General features: G+C 62.5%; 19 protein-coding genes. 6 read left to right on the top strand and 13 right to left on the bottom strand.

Annotated elements, in window-relative coordinates; translation table 11 throughout:
* The first annotated feature begins 13 nt into the window (after window positions 1-13).
* From NKJ09_RS17185 to NKJ09_RS17205, 5 genes are all read left to right on the top strand, one after another.
* Window positions 14-733, top strand: a complete 720-nt coding sequence (locus tag NKJ09_RS17185) for a FadR/GntR family transcriptional regulator (protein ID WP_031193403.1) — start codon at window positions 14-16, stop codon at window positions 731-733.
* 51 nt (window positions 734-784) lie between these two features.
* On the top strand, window positions 785-1,759 hold the full coding sequence (locus NKJ09_RS17190) for a sialic acid TRAP transporter substrate-binding protein SiaP (RefSeq protein WP_023717039.1): 975 nt from the start codon (window positions 785-787) through the stop codon (window positions 1,757-1,759).
* Between the two features lie 143 nt (window positions 1,760-1,902).
* Window positions 1,903-2,475 carry a TRAP transporter small permease gene (locus NKJ09_RS17195; RefSeq protein ID WP_023717040.1) on the top strand — a complete coding sequence of 191 codons (573 nt, stop codon included), beginning with the start codon at window positions 1,903-1,905 and terminating at the stop codon, window positions 2,473-2,475.
* 3 nt (window positions 2,476-2,478) lie between these two features.
* Window positions 2,479-3,885 carry a TRAP transporter large permease gene (locus NKJ09_RS17200; protein ID WP_352483860.1) on the top strand — a complete coding sequence of 469 codons (1,407 nt, stop codon included), beginning with the start codon at window positions 2,479-2,481 and terminating at the stop codon, window positions 3,883-3,885.
* Complete coding sequence (locus NKJ09_RS17205) at window positions 3,882-4,931, top strand: L-idonate 5-dehydrogenase (protein WP_352483861.1); 1,050 nt, start codon at window positions 3,882-3,884, stop codon at window positions 4,929-4,931. Before NKJ09_RS17200 ends, NKJ09_RS17205 begins: the two co-directional genes overlap by 4 nt.
* A 128-nt stretch (window positions 4,932-5,059) precedes the next feature.
* Here the strand turns inward: NKJ09_RS17205 and NKJ09_RS17210 are convergent, their stop codons facing one another.
* From NKJ09_RS17210 to NKJ09_RS17250, 9 genes are all read right to left on the bottom strand, one after another.
* Window positions 5,060-6,802 carry a relaxase/mobilization nuclease domain-containing protein gene (locus NKJ09_RS17210; RefSeq protein WP_023717043.1) on the bottom strand — a complete coding sequence of 581 codons (1,743 nt, stop codon included), beginning with the start codon at window positions 6,800-6,802 and terminating at the stop codon, window positions 5,060-5,062.
* Between the two features lie 244 nt (window positions 6,803-7,046).
* Window positions 7,047-7,811: a lytic transglycosylase domain-containing protein gene (locus NKJ09_RS17215; RefSeq protein WP_352494350.1), complete on the bottom strand. Its 765-nt coding sequence runs from the start codon at window positions 7,809-7,811 to the stop codon at window positions 7,047-7,049.
* 286 nt (window positions 7,812-8,097) lie between these two features.
* On the bottom strand, window positions 8,098-8,424 hold the full coding sequence (locus NKJ09_RS17220) for a DUF736 domain-containing protein (RefSeq protein WP_352494349.1): 327 nt from the start codon (window positions 8,422-8,424) through the stop codon (window positions 8,098-8,100).
* 45 nt (window positions 8,425-8,469) lie between these two features.
* Window positions 8,470-9,030 carry a S26 family signal peptidase gene (locus NKJ09_RS17225; RefSeq protein WP_352494348.1) on the bottom strand — a complete coding sequence of 187 codons (561 nt, stop codon included), beginning with the start codon at window positions 9,028-9,030 and terminating at the stop codon, window positions 8,470-8,472.
* Entirely contained in the window at window positions 9,027-9,458 is a 432-nt protein-coding gene (locus tag NKJ09_RS17230; protein WP_023717047.1) for a replication initiator protein A, read from the bottom strand. Before NKJ09_RS17230 ends, NKJ09_RS17225 begins: the two co-directional genes overlap by 4 nt.
* Before the next feature lie 16 nt (window positions 9,459-9,474).
* Window positions 9,475-9,765, bottom strand: a complete 291-nt coding sequence (locus NKJ09_RS17235) for a helix-turn-helix transcriptional regulator (protein ID WP_023717048.1) — start codon at window positions 9,763-9,765, stop codon at window positions 9,475-9,477.
* Between the two features lie 114 nt (window positions 9,766-9,879).
* Window positions 9,880-10,404, bottom strand: coding sequence for a DUF2285 domain-containing protein (locus NKJ09_RS17240; protein WP_352483885.1), 525 nt, complete (start codon window positions 10,402-10,404; stop codon window positions 9,880-9,882).
* A 46-nt stretch (window positions 10,405-10,450) separates the two neighbouring features.
* Window positions 10,451-10,636 (bottom strand): transcriptional regulator domain-containing protein, encoded by a 186-nt coding sequence (locus NKJ09_RS17245; protein ID WP_352483886.1) that lies wholly within the window; start codon window positions 10,634-10,636, stop codon window positions 10,451-10,453.
* A gap of 167 nt (window positions 10,637-10,803) precedes the next feature.
* Window positions 10,804-11,082, bottom strand: a complete 279-nt coding sequence (locus NKJ09_RS17250; protein ID WP_023717050.1) for a DNA -binding domain-containing protein — start codon at window positions 11,080-11,082, stop codon at window positions 10,804-10,806.
* A gap of 126 nt (window positions 11,083-11,208) precedes the next feature.
* On the opposite strand from NKJ09_RS17250, the gene NKJ09_RS17255 reads away from it, so the two are divergent.
* The gene (locus NKJ09_RS17255; protein WP_023717051.1) at window positions 11,209-11,424 is read left to right on the top strand and encodes a helix-turn-helix domain-containing protein; all 216 of its coding nucleotides are present in this window, start codon (window positions 11,209-11,211) and stop codon (window positions 11,422-11,424) included.
* 194 nt (window positions 11,425-11,618) lie between these two features.
* On the opposite strand, the gene NKJ09_RS17260 is transcribed toward NKJ09_RS17255, so the two are convergent.
* The 4 genes from NKJ09_RS17260 to NKJ09_RS17275 form a co-directional block, all read right to left on the bottom strand.
* Window positions 11,619-11,948, bottom strand: coding sequence for a DUF736 domain-containing protein (locus NKJ09_RS17260; protein WP_023717052.1), 330 nt, complete (start codon window positions 11,946-11,948; stop codon window positions 11,619-11,621).
* Between the two features lie 785 nt (window positions 11,949-12,733).
* Window positions 12,734-13,669, bottom strand: a complete 936-nt coding sequence (locus tag NKJ09_RS17265) for a DUF2493 domain-containing protein (protein WP_023717055.1) — start codon at window positions 13,667-13,669, stop codon at window positions 12,734-12,736.
* Between the two features lie 312 nt (window positions 13,670-13,981).
* On the bottom strand, window positions 13,982-15,028 hold the full coding sequence (locus NKJ09_RS17270; RefSeq protein WP_023717056.1) for a DUF7146 domain-containing protein: 1,047 nt from the start codon (window positions 15,026-15,028) through the stop codon (window positions 13,982-13,984).
* On the bottom strand, window positions 15,028-19,386 hold the full coding sequence (locus NKJ09_RS17275) for a strawberry notch-like NTP hydrolase domain-containing protein (protein WP_352494347.1): 4,359 nt from the start codon (window positions 19,384-19,386) through the stop codon (window positions 15,028-15,030). Before NKJ09_RS17275 ends, NKJ09_RS17270 begins: the two co-directional genes overlap by 1 nt.
* Between the last annotated feature and the right edge of the window lie 181 nt (window positions 19,387-19,567).

Here is a 19,567-nt window from a genome sequence, read left to right on the forward strand (position 1 = left end):
GAACTAAACACGCATGCCGATCCAGGCCGTTGAACCACGCCGGCTATACCGACAGGTCGCCGATCAGCTCAGGCAACTGATCGATGCCGGCGAGTTTTCCGTCGGCGACCGTCTGCCGACCGAGCGGGATCTGGCCGACCAGCTCGGAATTTCCCGCCCGACGGTCCGTGAAGCGCTGATAGCGCTGGAGGTCGAAGGCCGCATACGCATCCGCGTCGGCTCGGGCATCTACGTCACCGATCCGCCGAGCGCCCCCGCCTCCGAACCCGAAATCGAGGAAGGCCCGTTCGAGCTGTTGCGCGCGCGCGAATTCGTCGAAGGCGCGATCGCCGCCGAAGCTGCTCTCCACGTCCGGCCTGCAGATATCGAACGGCTCGACGACGTGCTGCGCCGGATGGAGGCCATGCGTCACCCCAACAAGATGACCATTACGCTCGACCGGGAATTCCATACTGCAGTCGCCGGCATTCTCGAGAACGCGGTGCTGGTGCGCTTCATCGGCGAGCTCTTCGACCAGCGCATGAACCCGTACTTCGAACGCCTGTCGATCTATTTCGAGACCAACGATTCCTGGCAGATAGCGGCAAAGGAGCATCGTGCCGTGCGCGATGCGATTGCCGCGCGCGACCCCGAGCGGGCCAAGGCCGCCATGCAGCAGCATCTGCGCCAGTCGCAAATCAGATTCTCACGCAATTTCGATGAGAGAGCCGCAGCCAAGGAGGTTGCGGAATAGCAGTTGGCCGGGGGGAGATCCGGCCGTCAAATCCAACCAGGGAGGAATTAGATGCTGAGAAAATACGCAGTTCTGCTCGGTGCGATCGCCGCAATTGCCATACCCATGGCGTCGGCCTCGGCGGAAACGGTCCTGAAATGGGCACATGTCTACGAGACGACGGAGCCCTTCCACACCGAATCCGTGTGGGCGGCCGACGAGATCAAGAAGCGCACCCAGGGCCGCTACGCCATCGACGTCTATCCGGCCTCGCAGCTTGGCAAGGAAGCAGACATCAACCAGGGCCTGATGCTCGGCACCGTCGATATCATCATTTCCGGATCGAGCTTCGCAGCGCGCGAATATCCACCGATCGGCGTCACCTATTTCCCATACACTTTCCGCGATGCCGACCATCTGCTGAAATACACCAAGAGCGACGTCTACAAGGCCCTGACCAAGGGCTACGAGGACAAGACCGGCAATCACATCGCCGCCACCACCTATTATGGAACGCGGCAGACCACCTCGAACCGGCCGATCGCCAAGTGCTCCGACATGCAGGGCTTGAAGATGCGCGTCCCCGACGTGCCCGCCTATCTAGCCATGCCGCGTGCCTGCGGCGCCAACACCGCGCCGATTGCCTTCGCCGAGGTCTATCTCGCCCTGCAGAACGGCACGGTCGAGGCCCAGGAGAACCCGCTGACCACCATCGAGGCGAAGAAATTTTACGAGGTGCAGAAGAACATCGTGCTCACCGGCCATATCGTCGATCATCTCAACACCATCATATCGGCGTCGCGCTGGGCCTCGCTTTCCGACGAGGACAAGAAGATCTTCACCGAGGTGATGCAGGAGGCTGCCGCCCGCGCCACGGCGAAGATCGTCGCCCGCGAAAAGGAACTGGTGCAGGTATTCAAGGACCGCGGCATCAGCGTAACCGATGTCGACCGTGCCGACTTCGAGAAGAATGTGCTGGAGAAGGTCACCTTCGAGGAATTCGGCTACAACAAGGCCGATTGGGAAGCGATCCGCGCCATCAAATAGGGCATCGGGAAATCGGATGCTCAATCAAGAGGATAGGGCGGCAATCGGATTCGCCGCTTTAACCTGCCCATCCGTCCGGCTTGAAATTGTGCCGGACGGCCTTTCCAATCCTTGACGACCACCAGCTTCGGGAGCCCGCGCCAATGGCCGAGGAACACCACACCGAGATCACCGTCGAAGAGATCGCCCACGCCTTCGAGGAGGTGCCGGTACACGTCGACCTGTCGGACCACGGTATCGAGGACTGGATCACGCTTGCCGTGTTCTGGGGCATGGTCGTCTGTGTCTTCCTGCAGTTCTTCACCCGCTATGCGCTGAACAACAGCCTTGCCTGGACCGAGGAGATCGCCATCAACGCGCTCGTCGTCGTCGTTTTTCTCGGCGCCGCCATGTGCGTGCGCCTTTCGCGCCATATCCATGTCGATGTGCTTTACCACTATCTGCCGGAGCGCGTTGGCCGCTGGCTGGCGCTCGCCGTCGATATTATCCGCATTGCATTCTTCGCCTACGGAACATGGCTGATGTGGCGCTACGTCACGATCGTGGCGCATGAGCGCATGGTCACAGTCAACCTGCCGCGGCGCTGGTTCTTCTACGCCGTCTTGGCTGGCTTCGTGCTGATGCTTCTGCGCTCGATCCAGGTCTTCATCGGCAATTACAGGCGCGGCTATTCGGTGCTCGAGCGTCCCGGGGCGTTCGAGACGGCGGGGGTCTGAGCGATGCTGCTTCTGGTAGGGGGCTTTCTTGTCCTGATGCTCATCGGCGTGCCGGTCGCCGTTTCGATGGCGGCCGCCTCGATCCTTTACCTCGTCATCTACGGCGTGGCGCCCGATATCATTGCGGCCCAGCGCATGATCGCCGGGGTCGAGAGCTTTCCACTGCTCGCCGTTCCCTTCTTCATCCTGGCCGGCAACCTCATGAACATCGCCGGCGTCACCGGGCGCATCTATTCCTTTGCCCTTGCCCTGGTCGGCTGGATGAAGGGCGGCCTGGCGCAGGTCAACATCATCGGATCGGTGATCTTTTCCGGCATGTCGGGCACCGCGCTCGCCGACGCCGCCGGCATTGGCACGATCGAGATCAAGGCGATGAAGGACCACGGCTATCCTATCGACGCCGCGGTCGGCGTCACCGCCGCTTCCGCCACGCTCGGGCCGATCTTTCCGCCCTCGCTGCCCTTCGTCATCTACGGCATGATGGCCAATGTCTCGATCGGTGCGCTGTTCATGGCCGGCATCCTGCCCGGCGTGGTCATGACCGTGCTGATGATGATTACGGTTGCCATCTTTGCCTACAGTCGCGGCTGGGGTTCCGACACACCTTTCGAGCTTCGGCGGCTCGCCGAAGCAGCAGGCGAGGTGCTGGTGGTGGCTGCCTTTCCGATTGGCTGTTACGTGCTTGTGCAGCTTGGCCTGTCGATCAATATCGCGGTCGGCATCGCGCTGCTGGTGCTGGTCGCGGCGGACTGGTATTTCGACTTCTCCGCGGTCATGGCGCTGATGACGCCGGTCATCCTGATCGGCGGCATGACGATGGGCTGGTTCACGCCAACCGAAGCCGCGATGGCGGCTGTCATCTGGTCGCTTTTCCTCGGGCTGGTGCGCTACCGCACGATGACGCTGCGTTTGCTTGCCAAGGCCAGCTTCGACACGATCGAAACGACCGCCTCGGTGCTCTTCATCGTCACCGCCGCATCGATCTTCGCCTGGCTGCTCACCGTCAGCCAGGCAGCGCAGCTGTTTTCGAACTTCATTTTCGCGCTCACCGAAAACAAGTGGGTGTTCCTGATCCTGGTCAACATCCTGATGCTGGTGGTCGGCTGCTTCCTCGATACGATCGCCGCGATCACGATTCTGGTGCCGATCCTGCTGCCGGTTGCCGCCGTCTACGGCATCAACCCGGTGCATTTCGGGCTGATCATGACGCTCAACCTGATGATCGGGCTTTTGCACCCGCCGCTCGGCATGGTGCTGTTCGTGCTGTCACGTGTCGCCAAGCTTTCTGTCGAGCGCACCACCATGGCGATCCTGCCGTGGCTGGTGCCGCTTATCGTGGCGCTGCTTCTGATCACCTTCATACCCGCCATCACGCTCTGGCTGCCGACCGAGATGGGCTTGATCCGGTGAGCGGCCAGGTGGTTGCCGCGACGCTGTTCGGCCCGCAGGACCTGCGCGTCGTGGAGCGTCCGCTCGAACCGCTGGCGCCAGGCATGGTGCGGGTGCGCTTCGAGGCCGGGGGCATCTGCGGCTCCGACCTGCATTATTTCCGCCATGCCCGTACCGGCGATTTCGTGGTGACCTCGCCGCTTGTCCTCGGCCACGAAATCTCAGGCGAAATCGTCGAGATCAATGGCGCGGCACCCGGCCTGGGCGTCGGCGACCACGTCGCGGTCAATCCGTCGCGCTGGTGCGGGCATTGCGCGCGATGCCTGGAAGGCCGCGCCAATCTCTGCGAGAACATCTATTTCATGGGCTCGGCATCGAAGACGCCGCATATGCAGGGCGGTTTCGCCAGTCTGTTCGACGCCAAGCCCGCGCAATGTTTCAAGGTTCCATCTGATGTGGCCTACCAGGCGGCGGCGCTTGCCGAGCCGTTGGCGGTCAGCCTGCACGCCGTCGCGCGGGCGGGCGACATCAGGGGCCGCAACGTCATCCTGTTCGGTGCCGGCCCCATCGGTCTCTTGACCATGCTCGCGGCCAGGCTTGCCGGCTGCGCTGAACTGACCGTCGCCGACATCGCCGCCGCGCCGCTCGCCTTCGCCGGCAGGTTGGGTGCCGACAGGACGATCGACATTGCCAGCGGCGACGGCGAGCTCCAGGCGCTCGCCGCCGGCGGTTCGCTTGACGTGGCGTTCGAGATTTCAGGCACTGCCGCAGGCCTTGCCGCGGCAATCGCCAGCGTCCGGCGCGGCGGCACGGTGGTCCAGGTCGGCAATCTTCCCGGTGGCCAGATCCCGCTGCCCGCCAATGCGGTGATGGCCAAGGAGATCGACCTCAAAGGCACCTTCCGCTTCGGCAGCGAGTTCGGTCGCGCAGTCGACCTCATTGTGTCGCGGGAGGTGGACGTCCTGAAGCTGGTGACGGCGGAGCGCACGCTTTCCTCCGCCCCCGATGCGTTCCGACTTGCCGCCGACCGCACTCAGAGTGTCAAGGTCGTGCTGACCGCGGACTGATTGAGGATTCGCAACGTCCCTGTTTTTTACGAGCCCATTTGGCGCTTCACCGTGCAGGTACAAACAGAGGATGTGCGACGGACCGTGCCGGCTTCCCAGCATCAGGATAGAGCATACGCGTGTAACCATCATAAGCCGATGCCGCGCTTCTTTCCCAGGCTCCAATCCACGCCCCCCGTATCTGAGCACACGACCCCGGTAACTTGATTACCCAATCGCTTTTCGAGCGACGGCGACCAGGGCACCAGCTTGAATTCGAGTCCATTATCGATCATCGCGAGCCGGCCTGAAGCCAGCAAAAAACGCCGCCGGTAAATCCCAGCCACATGATTGCCGTTGGGAGCCTTCGTGAATGACAGGCCCGTCTCGGCGGCGATGCGGGCACCAAGCGATTCCACCTCATGATCGTGTAGTGTATCGATCAGATTGCGGGCAAGAATGACGCGCTGTCCCTCGCGCCTGGCCAGATCGCGGCTGACAAGGTGATCTACCCGATCTTGCAGTGCCTGTCCTACGTCCTTGCCAAAGCCGCCGTCACCGAATTCGGCGGGCTCGCGTGCAACGAGTTGGCGATCGAGCCAAGTCGCGCCGGAAGCATGGACCTGCTGTTCGATTGAGAGGTCGGAGCGGACGGCGAGCGTGACCCGGCCACCGCCATTTGCACTCGCATCGCGACACAACTCCACGACCGAGCCCGGGTCGGAATCTCCCGCCGCATCAGGATCATGGAAGCGAATGTGGTGCGTGCGTCCATCGATGCCATCGACGATGGCATAGGCCGCGCCGCGCCGTTCGTCATCAAGGCCGCGTTCGAGCAGTCGGCCGATCACGGGCGCATCAATTTTTTCGGCGGCCAGCACGTAGTCGGCTGTCCCCTTTTCTAGCCCATGCACGGTGAGACTGCGGTGCATGCGCTTGATGATGTCGCCGCGTTCACCGAGGGCGCGCAAAGTGGCCTCGGCCTCTTCGACCACCATCCATTGGCCGGGACGGATCTCGTTCGCGAGACCCAGGCGTTCCAGTTGCCGCAGCCGGCCGACTTTGAGCCCCAGGAACTGGTCGGGATGGCGATCAGGGTGTGGCGCGAGATCAATGATACCATGACGGTCGGCGTCACGAGCAAGCTGGCGATCGAGCTGCGTCCAGCGCTCAGTGTCGACTTGGTGCTCGATGGCCTGGCGGATGTCGAGGTCGGTGCGGAGCCCAAGCGTCTGGGTGAGAATGTCGCTCGCCCGATCGCGCATGCCCTGGCGGATGTAGTCGCGCGAGATGACAAGACTCTCGCCATCGTCGGCAACGCCGCGAACGAGGATGTGAACGTGCGGATGTTTGGTGTTCCAGTGATCGACGGCTACCCAGTCAAGCCTCGTGCCGAGGTCGCGCTCGATGTCGACCATCAGGTCACGAGTGAAGTTCTTGAGCTCGCCGAGCTCCATTGCGTCGTCCGGTGAAACGATGAAACGGAAGTGATGCCGATCGTCCTTGCAGCGATCGCAGAAGGCGTCATGATCTGCCTCTTTGGTGTCAGGGCCGAACATCCTCGCCTTCTCACCATCCCGTGTAACACCTTCGCGGCGAAGATATTTGAGATGGGTGGCGAGTGGCGCAGACCCTCTGAACTGCCGCACCACACGGGTCTTGACGACGGCGCCGCGTGAGCGGTCAGAGATGAGGCGACTGGCGCGGATGCTCGCTGATCTGCCGCGGCCAAACGTTGAAGCTCGCGGGGAGGTGATCCGACCCTCGCGTGTAAGGTGACCGCCGGCGCGCTGTGTGGCCGCAAGAGCCTGGAAGATGAAGGGTCGTGCGCGCTGGCCGGCGCGGGAGCGGATACGACCCGGGCGGACGCGAAAGCTATCGTCACGCGTCATGCTAGGCGGCCACGAGGTGCGGTTTCCATTGAAAGACTGAAAAAATGGGAATAGCGCACATCGCTGATTGTGGCAGCACATCGCGAAATGAGTCGAAAATTGTAAGGAAAACAATCGGCCGATCCGAGCCGCACCTCGCGGCCCTTTATCCTGCCACTCTCTCTGTCCCCATCTGCGGACAACCCTTCCGCCGCAATTTCCGCGACGGAACAGGCCGGAATGGAATTGAGGAGGAACGTGGCGATCATCGCGATATGACTAAAGAGGGCTGAGCGAATAGGCCGGAAACAGCGTGGTTCGATTGGAAATCGGTTTCACCCGGCCGTGGCTCGATCGCAGTCAGGTCCGCAACAGGATGGCCCATTGGCGACCGCATCGCGGACGAATGAATCGCCGCAAAGATCGTCTCGGCATAACCATTGCCATCCGATGCAGCGGCGTTCCGAATGTCATGGGGATGCGCAAAGATCGTTGCACGGAGTGAGCTGGCTCTGCCCCTTCTTTGCCGCGCGCGCCGCGGACTGAGAACTGCACCATCGAGCAGCGGCGCGAGTTTCCTGACGTAGTCGACCGTCTCGCGTGGCAGCGGCCGGCCGGTTGAGAGATGTTCCCTGTACCGACCAGGACCGGCATTGTAAGCGGCAAGAAAGCCGCTGCGCCCGAAGCTGTCGAGCATTTCGCGAAGATATGCTGCACCTGCAAGAATGTTGTCACGCGGTTGATAGGGATCGTCACCGAGACGGTATTTGATGCGCAGTTCTTCCCAGGTCGCCGGCATGATCTGCATCAAGCCCATTGCGCCCTTGCTTGAAAGCGCACGAACATCGCCGACGCTCTCAACATGCATGACGCCGCGCAGCAACCGCTCTGGAATGGCGAAGCGTTTTGACGCTTCCCGGATATGCCGCGACCACGGGCCTGCCGACAAGATCGTCGACTCGGAGTGCGCCGGCCGTTCACCAGCAGAGGAAGCCGCTGCAACAGTTTCGGGCGCCACGAAGCCGAGCATGACACATGCGGCAAACGTCGTCATGCCTCTGTGGGCTGCATCCCGCAGACCGCAGAACCGATGCGCCGCCAGCCTGCGACGGTGTTCGCTTCCGTTAAGGGCAGGGGCTCGCCGATCGAACCGGCTTTGCCAAAACTGTGATGAAATCTGCGTCCGGAGCCACAAGCAAGTGTCCGGCCCTCTGTGGGCTGCCTCGCGGGCGGTCGGGTCGAAGGGTTTAACCGGCGCCCAATGGATCAAAAGGATTGGCGAGAAAGATTCGTCGAAGGGCTCCAGAAGCATTTGTTCAGCCTCGCCCGTCGCGCTTCGATGATCGGTTCCAGTGCATGCTCCAGACGCTGTTCTCTGCATCGGACCGGAACAGCTTGGCGCGGATCGGCTGCGTAAAGGACGGGTCGTCAATTGAGACGGAGAGGTAATCCCCAGCCTTGTCTCCGGCGCGGTCCCAAGCCGCACCGACCGCCGTCCCTTCGCAATAGATCAGATGGTCGGGCGCGTTTTCGGTTTTGGATTTCTCGGCAGGCAGAATGGCAATCTTCGCCTCGATCGTTAGCGTGGAGAGATTGCCGAAGAAGCCGTCATCGTTGCGCGTGAATATTCCGATCTGAGTCATTGCAGTGCTCCTTTCATGGGTGTTAGTGCACGTCGAACCGAGCCGTCACGGCTCGCTAGCAAGGGGATCGTTGGTGAATTCCAGCACCGGAGTGGTGGGCTCCGTGGTCCAGACGGGAAGCGCGCGGCCAACGATTGATGAGAGCGGGAGCGGGCCGAAATAGCGGCTGTCAAAACTGTCGGCTGCACCCGGGTTCATAAGGAAGACGTCCGCCTCGGCAATGTCGCGGCAGCCCTGCCAGATGGGCAGGGGTCGACCGCGACCGTCACGCTCGCGCGCATGTCCATACGTCTTGCCGTTGACGATGATCGTTGTGCCTTGGCGACAGACGGTTGCGCCCCCCAGTGCCAAAATACGCTTCAGGAGCGGCACATTTTTCGGCAGATACCCGCGTCTTGCCATGAAGGCCGCCAATGGCTCGGGCGGCATGATGACGGCGATATTGGCAATACCGATTTTGTCGGCCGGCTGGACGCGGTAGAGCCCGACGGGGATGCTCGCCGATGCGTTCCAGATGGACAGCGGCGGATGGCTAATCCATGCCGGCGCCGCGGCGAGCACTACGCCGCCAACCATCGTGGCGATGATCTTTGTGCGCTTGCTCATGACTCGATCCCGGGGCGCAGCAGGCAAGTTTTACGACGCTTGGCCGTGTATGGACTCGGCTGCTCGCGTGCGGCTATCCGGCTGTGGACATGCCGCCGTTTACGCAGCGACATGAAGATCAGGGTTTGCTGCTGTTTCGCCGCTACCAGGCGGCGCGGTTGCAATCTCCTGGCTTGCGCGTGGATGGTTTGCGACGCAGCCCAGACCAGGATGGCAGCGTTCCAAATCGTTGCCATGCCGTGCACACTTGCCGCCTCAACGCAGGTCGATTCTTCGCCCGCATGAGAGTGGATCGGTGTCAGGCGGCCGGATTTCACCATCAAGACGAGCTGCCAGGCCACAACGTCCCGCGTGCCGGGTGGAGGGAAGCCGGATGAGGGGACATGAGGCAGCGCAAATTGCTGCTGAACGGTCTCGCGATACGGCATTTCGGTGCGCCACAGATCAGGAGCTGCGGTCGCGCCTGCCGACATAGGCGGGCGCGCGGGCTGCATGGGGTTTTGCCGGCGGAACATAGGTCGCGTTGGCATCGCTGGTGGAGGTGCGTGCGCCCAGGTCTATCCAGGCGTGCAGGTCGTTGATGTCGTAGAGAACGCGCCCGCCGACCTTTCGGTATTTTGGGCCGGTGCCGTAGGTCCGGTGCTTTTCGAGTGTGCGGGCGCAGAGCCCGACGATGGGTGCTGCCTCCTTCGTGCGCAAATACTTTTGGGGCGCGTCCGCGGGACCCTTCGACATCGCTCGATCTCCATTCGGTTCTGCTGTCGTCCTGGCCTGCCGGGACGCGCGAAGTGGACCATGATCGAAATGAGGAAAGGCGAGGGAGGGCAAAGATGGGGGGGTGCGTTTTTGCTACCCCGAAGAAGGACTTCGGCGGCCGGACCTTTCGCTGCGGTTGTGGGGGTAGAAGAGAAGATCGCGATAGCCGCCGGCGACAAAAAAAGCTGCACGGCGTAAGATAGCTCGGACCTTGTGGCGGAGATGATGATCACGCCAATCTCGCGGCACAATCGGCTCTTGCGAAAACAGCACCTCCGCGAGCTGACGATAGGTTGCACCCGTGCGTTGACCATCATGTGCGCGTAAATTGAGGATATGCCTGGTCTTGGTCTGTTGCGGCAGCGCGCCGTAAGATGGACTGGCTGCCCGGCCGTTCAGTGCGCGCCAGAACCGGCGCGCTGCATCGAGCCGCGTCTCGAATGCAGCGTCGAGCGGCAGAAGGATAGCGTTGAATTCACCGGCGCGGTCGTCAGCGACGAGATGACTTTTCCCAATTAAGGTAGACCAAATAATGTGAAGGCCTTCGTCCTGCGGCCAAACGCTGGCTCCGCCAAGGCTGGAAGGTTGAACTGTCTGGTGGGATGCAGGTACCCGCATGACCCGGAGCACGCGCGGCGAGGCCTGTTCCGTCCAGATGATATTGTCAGCTTTCGGAAGTCCGGCAGCGGCAGTTTTGAAATCGCGCGCCCCAACGGGCGGCGAGATCGGGCTGACCGGCAGGTTCTCCAGAACCAGCGGATTGCGATGCAAGCTGGCTGCACTCTGCCACGAATTCGTCATTCCGGATCAGATACTCGGCAGCGAACTCCGTAGCCTGGTAGCTGCACATATGTGCATACGCCGCCGGATCGGTCCAATCGCCTTGCACTGCTCCTGTCCTCTCCGCGTACCCGGATGTGAGGCGTCGGCGTCAACATTCAGGGGGATAAGGAAGTTGGATAGTTGGAGAATCGGCAAACCATTATGCCGATTCAGCAAGGTGGAGCGCCGGTCGCGTCAGTGCGGAGCGCCGCCAGCGAGAAGATATCGGTAGCCGCTGGTCGTCATCCATCGCGCGCGAGCAAGATGGGTCTCCCAGGACCGGAACGCTCGTTCCGGCTCCTGCTCCGGGTCTATATGCAAGACGATCCTGGCCACCTCCTGCCAATCGGCATCTTCCGCTGCCGCATCAAGCAGGCGAATGTAGGTGAGCAGACGCTCCTCGTCATAGCCGGTCAGGACCGGGGCATCCGGCGCAATGTCGGCGACATCAGGATCGAGCAGCGGTTTAAGCATGGTATTTGACCGTTCATATTTCGATCGCGATCTCGAAGGAGCCGTCCTTTAGATCGAGCACCAATCATAGCGAATAGGAACGATCATTCCTAGAACGATAGTTCCCTTTCTGGTCCCTAATCCGTCATGAATCTCAAGGAGATCATGGCGGCCAACATGCGTCGTCTGCGCCATGACCAGAACGTGACGCAGGAGGAACTGGCCGCCCGCTCTGGACTGAGCATGCGTTACGTGGGATCGATCGAGCGCGCTCGGGTCTCGGCCAGCATCAGTGTTCTTGGGAGGATCGCCACTGCGCTGAATGTGGAGCCTTGCGAGTTGATCAGAAAATCGGCACCGTGAGTTGACGCGGGAAGCACCGCGAATTTTCGATGATCGGCGAGGCAACATGCAAGAATGAAGTCGCCAGTCGCGAACACGACCGGTAGTCGCCCCACAGTCCGACGGAGCTCGTTGCGCAGCGACTGCGCTCAACTTGTCGGATGAAAGGAGATCGGCCCCGCCCTGTTCGTCCGGGCGGAGCCTTGGTCGGGCCCTTACTCGGCGTTGCGGCGCCCGTTGGGGCGGGACCAGATGAGGCTGAAGCCTTCGCCTTCCTCATCGTTGAAGAGGTTGGCGTAGATCGGAGCAGTGAAGCTCGGATCGTCCAGCTTCATGCCGAGATAGTCGCGGCCGTCATTGGAGCGCTTGGACCATGCGGCGCCGATCTCGACCTGCCCGACGAAGACACGGTGGCTGGGGGCGCTGTCGCCAGAGCGGTTGGTCTCGGGCACGACCCGGACGTTCTTGGTCTGGAGCGAGAGGGTCACGATTTCGCCGGTGAACTCGTTGTTGCCGGCCCTCTTGAAGGTTCCGATTATCGCCATGAGTTTTCTCCTTGAACTCTGTTTCGAGCCCGCACCGTTGCGGCCTCGATGGCGATCGGCGGGCCGGGGGCGATCGACGCCGCATCGCTTGCGACCGCAGCGCCAGCGGAGGATGGCAGCCAGGCGACTTTGTTGTTTGGCGAGGAATGACGGCGTAGCCGGCAGGGGAAGAAAGTCGATCGGCGCCATTGCGGCTTAGGCGATCGAGGCGCAGCCGACCTTCGGCCAGATCAGCCCATTAAAGAGGCCGTTTGGAGCGGCCCACCAGATAGAGACATCAACGGAGAACCTGGCGATACCGTCGCTGGCGAAATCCCGGCTACGACGATCAGCGGCGTCGATGCTCCTCTGTACAGGCATCGCGAGTCGCAAGCTGTTGTCAGCACCGCGCTTAAGACACGGCTCAAGTCACGGCTGACGTGCATCGCCGGATATCCGCGATCTTTGGAACGAGACGGCACGCCGTGGTGGATTCGAGCTGTGCGTCGCGCCATGCCGTGTCAGCGACAACGCTAACAATGCGACGGCCGGTCAGAAACAAGCATCCTGCCCACGCCGGTTGTTCGGTGAGTTCGCCCAGATCCAGCCCCTGTTCGGTTGAACAGGCGTCGTTATTCGCAGCTGTGATGCCAGTTGCGACGCAGCTGAAACGTTGACGGCAAGCGTGACGGCGTCGCGCGCCTTTGCTAGGGCGCGGACTTGAGTATCGCATAAGACGGGCGGCGCCGCGCTGCCCCATCGCGGCCGTATCGTACAATCGAAAAAAGGGTAGGGGCGGGCAGCGCTTACGCGCCGCCTCCCTTGGGGCGGAAGTCGAGGACTGGGATGCCGAGCTTTTTTGCCTTGTCAGCAAGATTGTCCTGAATTCCGGTCCCGGGAAAGACGATGACGCCTATCGGCAGCAACTCCAGCATTGCGTCATTGCGCTTGAACGGGGCGGCTTTGGCATGCTTTGTCCAATCAGGGGCAAAGCCGATTTGGGGTACCTTGCGATGGTCTGCCCAACAGGAGGCGATCTTTTCGCCACCCTTCGGCGATTTCCCGTGCATCAAGACCATGTCTGGATGCCGGGCGTGGACCTGGTCGAGCTTGGCCCAGATCAGCTGGTGGTCATTGAAGTCGAGCCCAGCGGTGAAGGCGATTTTCGGGCCAGGTGGCAGAAGGACTTCCTGCGAGGCGCGTTTCTTGGCGCTGAGAAAGTCGCGGCTGTCGATCAGCGCAGAGGTCAGGTTGCGGTGGTTGACCATCGATCCGCTGCGCGGTCGCCAACTTGATCCGGTGTGGCGCTCGTAGTGCTCCGCGGCCTGATCACGCATCAGTTCGAAGGCGCATTGGCGTTCGATCAGCGTCTGCCCTTCGGCTGTCAGGTGTTCCAGCTCGACGGATTTCACTTCGCTGCCGTCTTGCTCACGCTGGCTGCGGCGTTGCGCCTGCTCGTTGTGGTCGAGTTCGCGCTCGATTCGATCTGCGGCGCGGTGAAAGATGTTGACGGTCGACCACAGAAGATCGTCGAGATCGGGCTCGAGGCGACTGTCTTGCAGTGCCACGATGAGGGCGTCGAAGATGTCAGCGATCGCGCCGGCGACGCAGTGCCCCTCTGGAAGCGGTCGAGGATCAGGCTCATCTGCGAAGGGTCGGTAGCCATAGAGCTGGAGTTCGGTGAGGACTTGGTCGATGGGTGAAGACGAGTGCTGTGGTTCGTAGTCGTCATGCTCGCTCATTAGATGCTCCGCCGGTTGGACCGCGACCTCGCGGCCTTCATGGCGACGGAAGCCGGCGGACGGGACGGACCTGCACCCGCAGCGAAGCGAAGGGCCGGAGTGTCAGCGGAGGAGGGGGAAGGCCGGCTATTTTGCTTCGCGATGGAAAGCGCTCCCTTGGGAGCGCGCCGGAAAATAGTCGGCCGAAGACATTGCGGGTCCGGGTCGTTTGCTGGCCGATCGCCCTCTCGAAGGCCCGCAGGCGCGGTTCTCTCCGACTTCGGGGGGCATTCGAGCGATGCAAGCGACAGCGGACAGGTTGTTCGTTTCGAATTATCCCGCCACTGCCATGAAACGGGCGATGTCCTGCGGGGCGAGCTGGACACGCGCGCGTGCTCGAAGATCATCCACGCCAAGCGTACAGAGATCTTCGTTGAAGTCTCCAAGTGCCGGCGAGAGCACGATCGCCTCAATCCCGGCAGCATTCGCTCTTTTGATCAAGGTGTCACGCGCGCTGTCGCCGGCTGGATCGGCATCGCGCACGATGTAGAGCCGTCTCAGCGTGAGGGGGAACAGCATGGCAGCGAGATGGGCTGCCGAGAGTGCCGCTGCCATAGCCATATCGGGCAGGATGCACCGAAGCGACAAGACGGTCTCGATGCCTTCGCCGCCCGCCATGACGTCGCCCGGCAGGCCAAAGCGAACCGCGTGACCGAGAAGATCGCCCATCGCGCGCTTCGGCGTACCGACCGGTGCCTTGCCCCTGCCGGAAGGATCAAGCCAGGTGCGATGTGCGCCAGTCAAATGGCCGTCGAGATCGGTGACGGAAGCGATCATCGCCGGCCAGGTCTCAGTCGGCGCATGTTCGTGGGGCCGGTAGTAGCAGCGCGGGTGAAAACGCAGGCTTTCGGTCCCGTGCAAAGCGGCAATGCTGCGGTTGCGCAGATACGCCTCTACGACCGTACCCGCAATCGGCTGCGACATCGCAAACAGCCGACGCGCTGCTTCCGATGATCCGGATGGCGTGTCTACCGATTTCGGCCGGGGAGAAATCTGCTCTGGTTCGGGATGCGGCAAGCCGAGAAACGTCATTGCTTCATTCGCAACGTCCTTGAAGTTGCTGAAGCCGCGGCTTTCGCGAATGACGTCTAGAAGGTCGCCATGCTCGCCAGTCGCCGCATCGGCCCACTTGCCGGCGGCTCCTTTTCCGTTCGCTGACCCGACGAGCCGCACGAACATTGAGCGGCCCGGCGTGTTTTGCACATCGCCGACAAGCCAGTAGCGGCCCTCGCGATGCCCGTTCGAAAGATAGTAGCGACAAACCGCCTCAGCGTGCCGGCCGAGGCGGTGCGCCAGTTCTGACGCATCGTGGCGGGCCATCACGCATCCTCCCGCGTGTCGATGCGCTGGACTGGATAACCCTTCAGCAACTTGCCCAGAATTGCGGGTCCAGATGCGTCGGCGGGCACGAACATGCGCAGCTTCCAGGAGATGATCTCTCGGAAGAGGCCGTAAGCCGAAAGACGGTCACGCATTGTGTCGTTGAAGCCCGTCAGCTCGATTCGGCTGACGCCCATGAGGGGGCTGCGCCGAAGCTGCAGACCATCGACGAGGTCGAGGATCGTTCGACCGCCCAGAAGCGCAACGAAAGCATCACTGGCTGTGATCGAAGGCGAGCTTGTTGCCAGTGCGCCCGCGATCCATGCTGGCGGGACCTGACGACCGATGATGCGCTCGCCATCGTCAGTCTGGAGCCGGTACACACGTGAGAATTCCCTGGGCAGACGCTTCCAGATCGGCAGCAGCATGCCGGCAACGACATGGATAGTGCTGTCCGTGAATTCGGGCACGTCAGCCGTCTCGGCACTCCAGGCGTCAGCGAATGCAGCCTGCTCAGCCTCAACCCAGTGGCTCTCCGCCATCATCTTCAATGAGGCCTGATGGTGCTCCATCGGCCGGATCAGCCGGACTCGCCATTCGATCTCGCCGTTGTCGAGCATCAGCGCTGGCGCTGGCACCTGTACGGCGGCGCGGCCGGATCGGTTGTTGACCAGGAGCTTCGCGCGGGGATCGTGAAGCTGAGCAAGGGCATCGGCAAGTGAAACGGGTCGGTTGCGCTTGCGCTGGGCGATGGTCAGCAGTCGCGTTTCCGCACCGGTGGCGGCATGGACATGGATGACGCGTCGCTCGGTGACGACGAAGCTCTCCGCACGCAGTGTTTCCAAGCCGATGTCGTAGGCACCGGAGGCGATGGCGCCCTCGATTTTCGCATTCAGCAATTGCTCGAAGGCCGTAAACAGGGCGGTTTGAAGCGGGATGGTAAGCGCCAGCAGCCGATTGAGGAAGGTCGTGATCGGCGGCAGCTCGTCCTTGATGCCGGTGGAATCCGTCAGTGTTAGGCCGGTCGCTTCCTCGAACATCTGGAGTGAGCAGCCGTCCACCTTGCCGCGAACCAGCAGCAGGTAAAGCTGCCGCAGCGCGTCGCGGGCATAGTGCGACTCCAGATTGTCCTCAGGGCGAAATAGGCCCTGGCCGCCGGTCTGGCGCTGGCCGCGCGTAATGGCGCCCAATGTGTCGAGGCGCCGGGCTATCGTCGAGAGAAAGCGCTTCTCAGCCTTCACATCGGTCGCAACCGGCCGGAACAGCGGCGGCTGCGCCTGGTTCGTGCGGTTGGTGCGCCCCAAGCCCTGGATGGCGGCATCGGCCCTCCAGCCCGGCTCGAGCAGATAGTGAACTCGAAGGCGGCGGTTCTTCGCAGTGAGATCAGCGTGATAGCTGCGGCCAGTGCCACCGGCGTCGGAAAACACCAATATGCGCTTGCAGTCATCCATGAATGCCTGTGCCTCGGCGAGATTGGCCGATCCGGCGCGGTTTTCGACGACAAGGCGATCGATGCCTCGAGTGCTGGTCTTGCGCACGATGCGGCGCGACCGGCCTGTCACTTCCGCTACGAGGTCGGTGCCGAAGCGCTGTACGATCTGATCGAGTGCCCCCGGGACGGGGGCGAGTGAAGCGAGTTGCTCGATGAGGTGATCGCGGCGGGCGACCGCTTCGCGGCTCTCGACGGGCTGGCCGTCACGATAGACCGGACGTGACGACAAATTGCCTTCGCTGTCGGTGAACGGCTCGTAGAGTTGCACGGGGAAGGAATGCTGCAGATACGAGAGGACATATTCGCGCGGCGTGATGTCGACGCGAACGTCGTTCCATTCCTCGGTTGGAATTTCCGCGAGGCGCCGTTCCATCAGCGCCTCGCCGGTCGAGACGATCTGGATGACGGCGGCATGGCCTTGATGGAGATCGCGCTCGATCGAGCGTATCAGGGTCGGCGTCTTCATGCCGGTGAGCAAATGGCCGAAAAAGCGCTGTTTCGTGCTCTCGAAAGCCGAACGTGCAGCCGACTTTGCCTGACGGTTCAGTGTCCCGGTCTCGCCTGTGACGTTGGCGGCCCGCATCGCGGCGTCGAGATTGTTATGAATGACGCTAAACGCTCCGGCATAGGCGTCGTAGATGCGGGTCTGCTCGGAGGTAAGCTGGTGCTCGACCAGCTCGTATTCGACACCATCGTACGAGAGCGATCGGGCCGTATAGAGACCGATTGCGCGGAGGTCTCGGGCCAGCACTTCCATGGCGGCAACGCCGCCAGCCTCGATCGTCTCGACAAATTCGGCCCTGGTCGCAAAGGGCAAATCGTCGCCACCCCACAGGCCCAAACGCTGCGCGTAGGCGAGGTTGTGGACGGTGGTTGCTCCCGTCGCCGAGACATAGACGACGCGGGCGTTCGGCAGGGCGTTTTGGAGGCGGAGCCCGGCGCGTCCCTGCTGTGAGGCGGCGACGTCGCCGCGTTCTCCCTTCCCGCCTGCCGCGTTCTGCATAGCGTGGCTCTCGTCGAAAATGATCACTCCGTCGAAGTCGGTGCCCAACCATTCGACGATCTGCCGCACGCGCGAGATCTTCTCACCGCGTTCGTCGGAGCGCAGCGTGGCGTAGGTGGTGAATAGGACCCCTTGATCGAGGCGGATGGCCTTGCCCCGCGGGAACCGCAACAGCGGCGTGACCAGCAGGCGCTCCATGCCGAGAGCAGACCAGTCGCGCTGGGCGTCTTCGATCAGCTTGTCGGATTTGGAGATCCACATCGCCTTGCGGCGGCCCTGCATCCAACTGTCCAGGATGATGCCTGCTGACTGGCGGCCCTTGCCGGCGCCCGTCCCGTCGCCGAGCATGAAGCCCCGGCGGAATCGCACGGCGTGCGCGGCATCGTCGCGCGCGGCAGAGACAAGGTCGGAGGTGTCGTCCACCGTCCAGGAACCGGTGAGGAACTCCGAATGGGCCTCGCCGGCATAGATGACTGTTTCTAGCTGCGCGTCGGACAAGAGGCCGTCGCTGACAACCTTGGCAGGAAGAATCGGCCGGTAGCTCGGCTTCGGCGGGGCAACGGATGCCATTGCCGCCGATTGGACCAGCTTGGTCGGATGCGGATGGGCGCCCGGAATGCGGATCGCCTGCAACCCGTACTCCTCATAGATGCCATCGGTGATGCGCCTACTTTCGGCAGGCGTCCAGTCCAATGTCTCGTAAGCAAGCGCGGTGCCTTCCGGCTCGGCAAGGCTGCGCACCGGAGTGGGACCGGCGGATCTGGCGAGATAGCCGCGCACGCCGCGCGCGGTGGGCCCCGTCGCCTTGACGGCGGGCACGAAAGCCGAAGCGCTGACCGGCAGTCGCGCGGGAACATGCTTGTCAATCCAGGCGATCAGTGTGGCGACATCGGGCGCCATGCCGGCCGATGCTGGAAGGGTGCCTCGTTTGTCGGCCGGCAGTTTGTCGATGACGGTCAGCCGGGTCTCGACGGTGGTGCCATGCCTGGCGTAGACGGCGCCGTCGATCGCGGCGGTGAACACGACGCGACCGCGCTCCTGGAGCCTGACGAAGGACTCGCGCCAGATGGGCAGCTCTGGGGAAAAATTTGCGCCAGTGATTGCGACAAGCCGCCCGCCCTCGGCGAGCCGGGCCAGCGCAGAGGCGACGTGACGATAGGCAGCGTCGGACACGCGGCCGCTGACGTTAGCAAGCACCGAGAACGGCGGGTTCATCAGCACGAAGCTTGGTGCAATGCCGGGATCGAGATAATCATCGATCTGCGCTGCGTTGAAGCGAGTGACGGGGATGGCCGGAAAGAGCAATGAGAGAAGCCCGGCGCGGGCCTCGGCCAGTTCGTTGAGCAGCAACGTGCTGCCGCTGATCTCGGCCAGAATAGCAAGTAACCCGGTGCCGGCGGAGGGCTCAAGCACGCGGTCGGCAGGGGTGATTGCCGCGGCAGTAACGGCCGCCAGACCGAGCGGAATGGGGGTGCTGAACTGCTGAAGCGCTTCGGTCTCTTCGGAGCGGCGCGTGTGAGTTGGGAACAGGCCGGCGATCTTGCCCAGCATCGGAAGTGCGGCGGCCGCAGAACCGGCTTTGCGGAAAAGCGACTTTCCGTATTTGCGCAGGAACAGCACCGTCGCGACTTCGCAAGCGTCATAGGCTGATTTCCAGTCCCATGCGCCGGACGCATCGGAGGCACCGAAGGCAGCTTCCATGGCCGAGCGAAGGCTCGAGACGTCGACGCGCTGACCGCGTTCGAGATGGGGCAGAAGAAACTGCGCCGCGCTGTGGATGGCGGCAGCTGGTTCGACAGCCGGGGATGAGACAAGCGGAAGCGGCACTGCCGGAGCGGCAGTCTTCGAAGAAACATCAAACATGGAGAAAACCTCGAGGAGAGCGGAACGGGAATGAACCGGGCGGCCCTCTCTCTCGACCAATCCGGCTCAAATCCGCCCTGGCCGGCCTCTCCCCTCTGGACTGCGGTCCTGCCGATAACGATCCTTCTTCGATCCAGGCGCTGCGCCGCTACCCGCCGTCAGCCCAACGACGACAGCGGCA

It is taken from the genome of Mesorhizobium sp. M0189 (assembly GCF_040322135.1).
GTDB lineage: Bacteria > Pseudomonadota > Alphaproteobacteria > Rhizobiales > Rhizobiaceae > Mesorhizobium.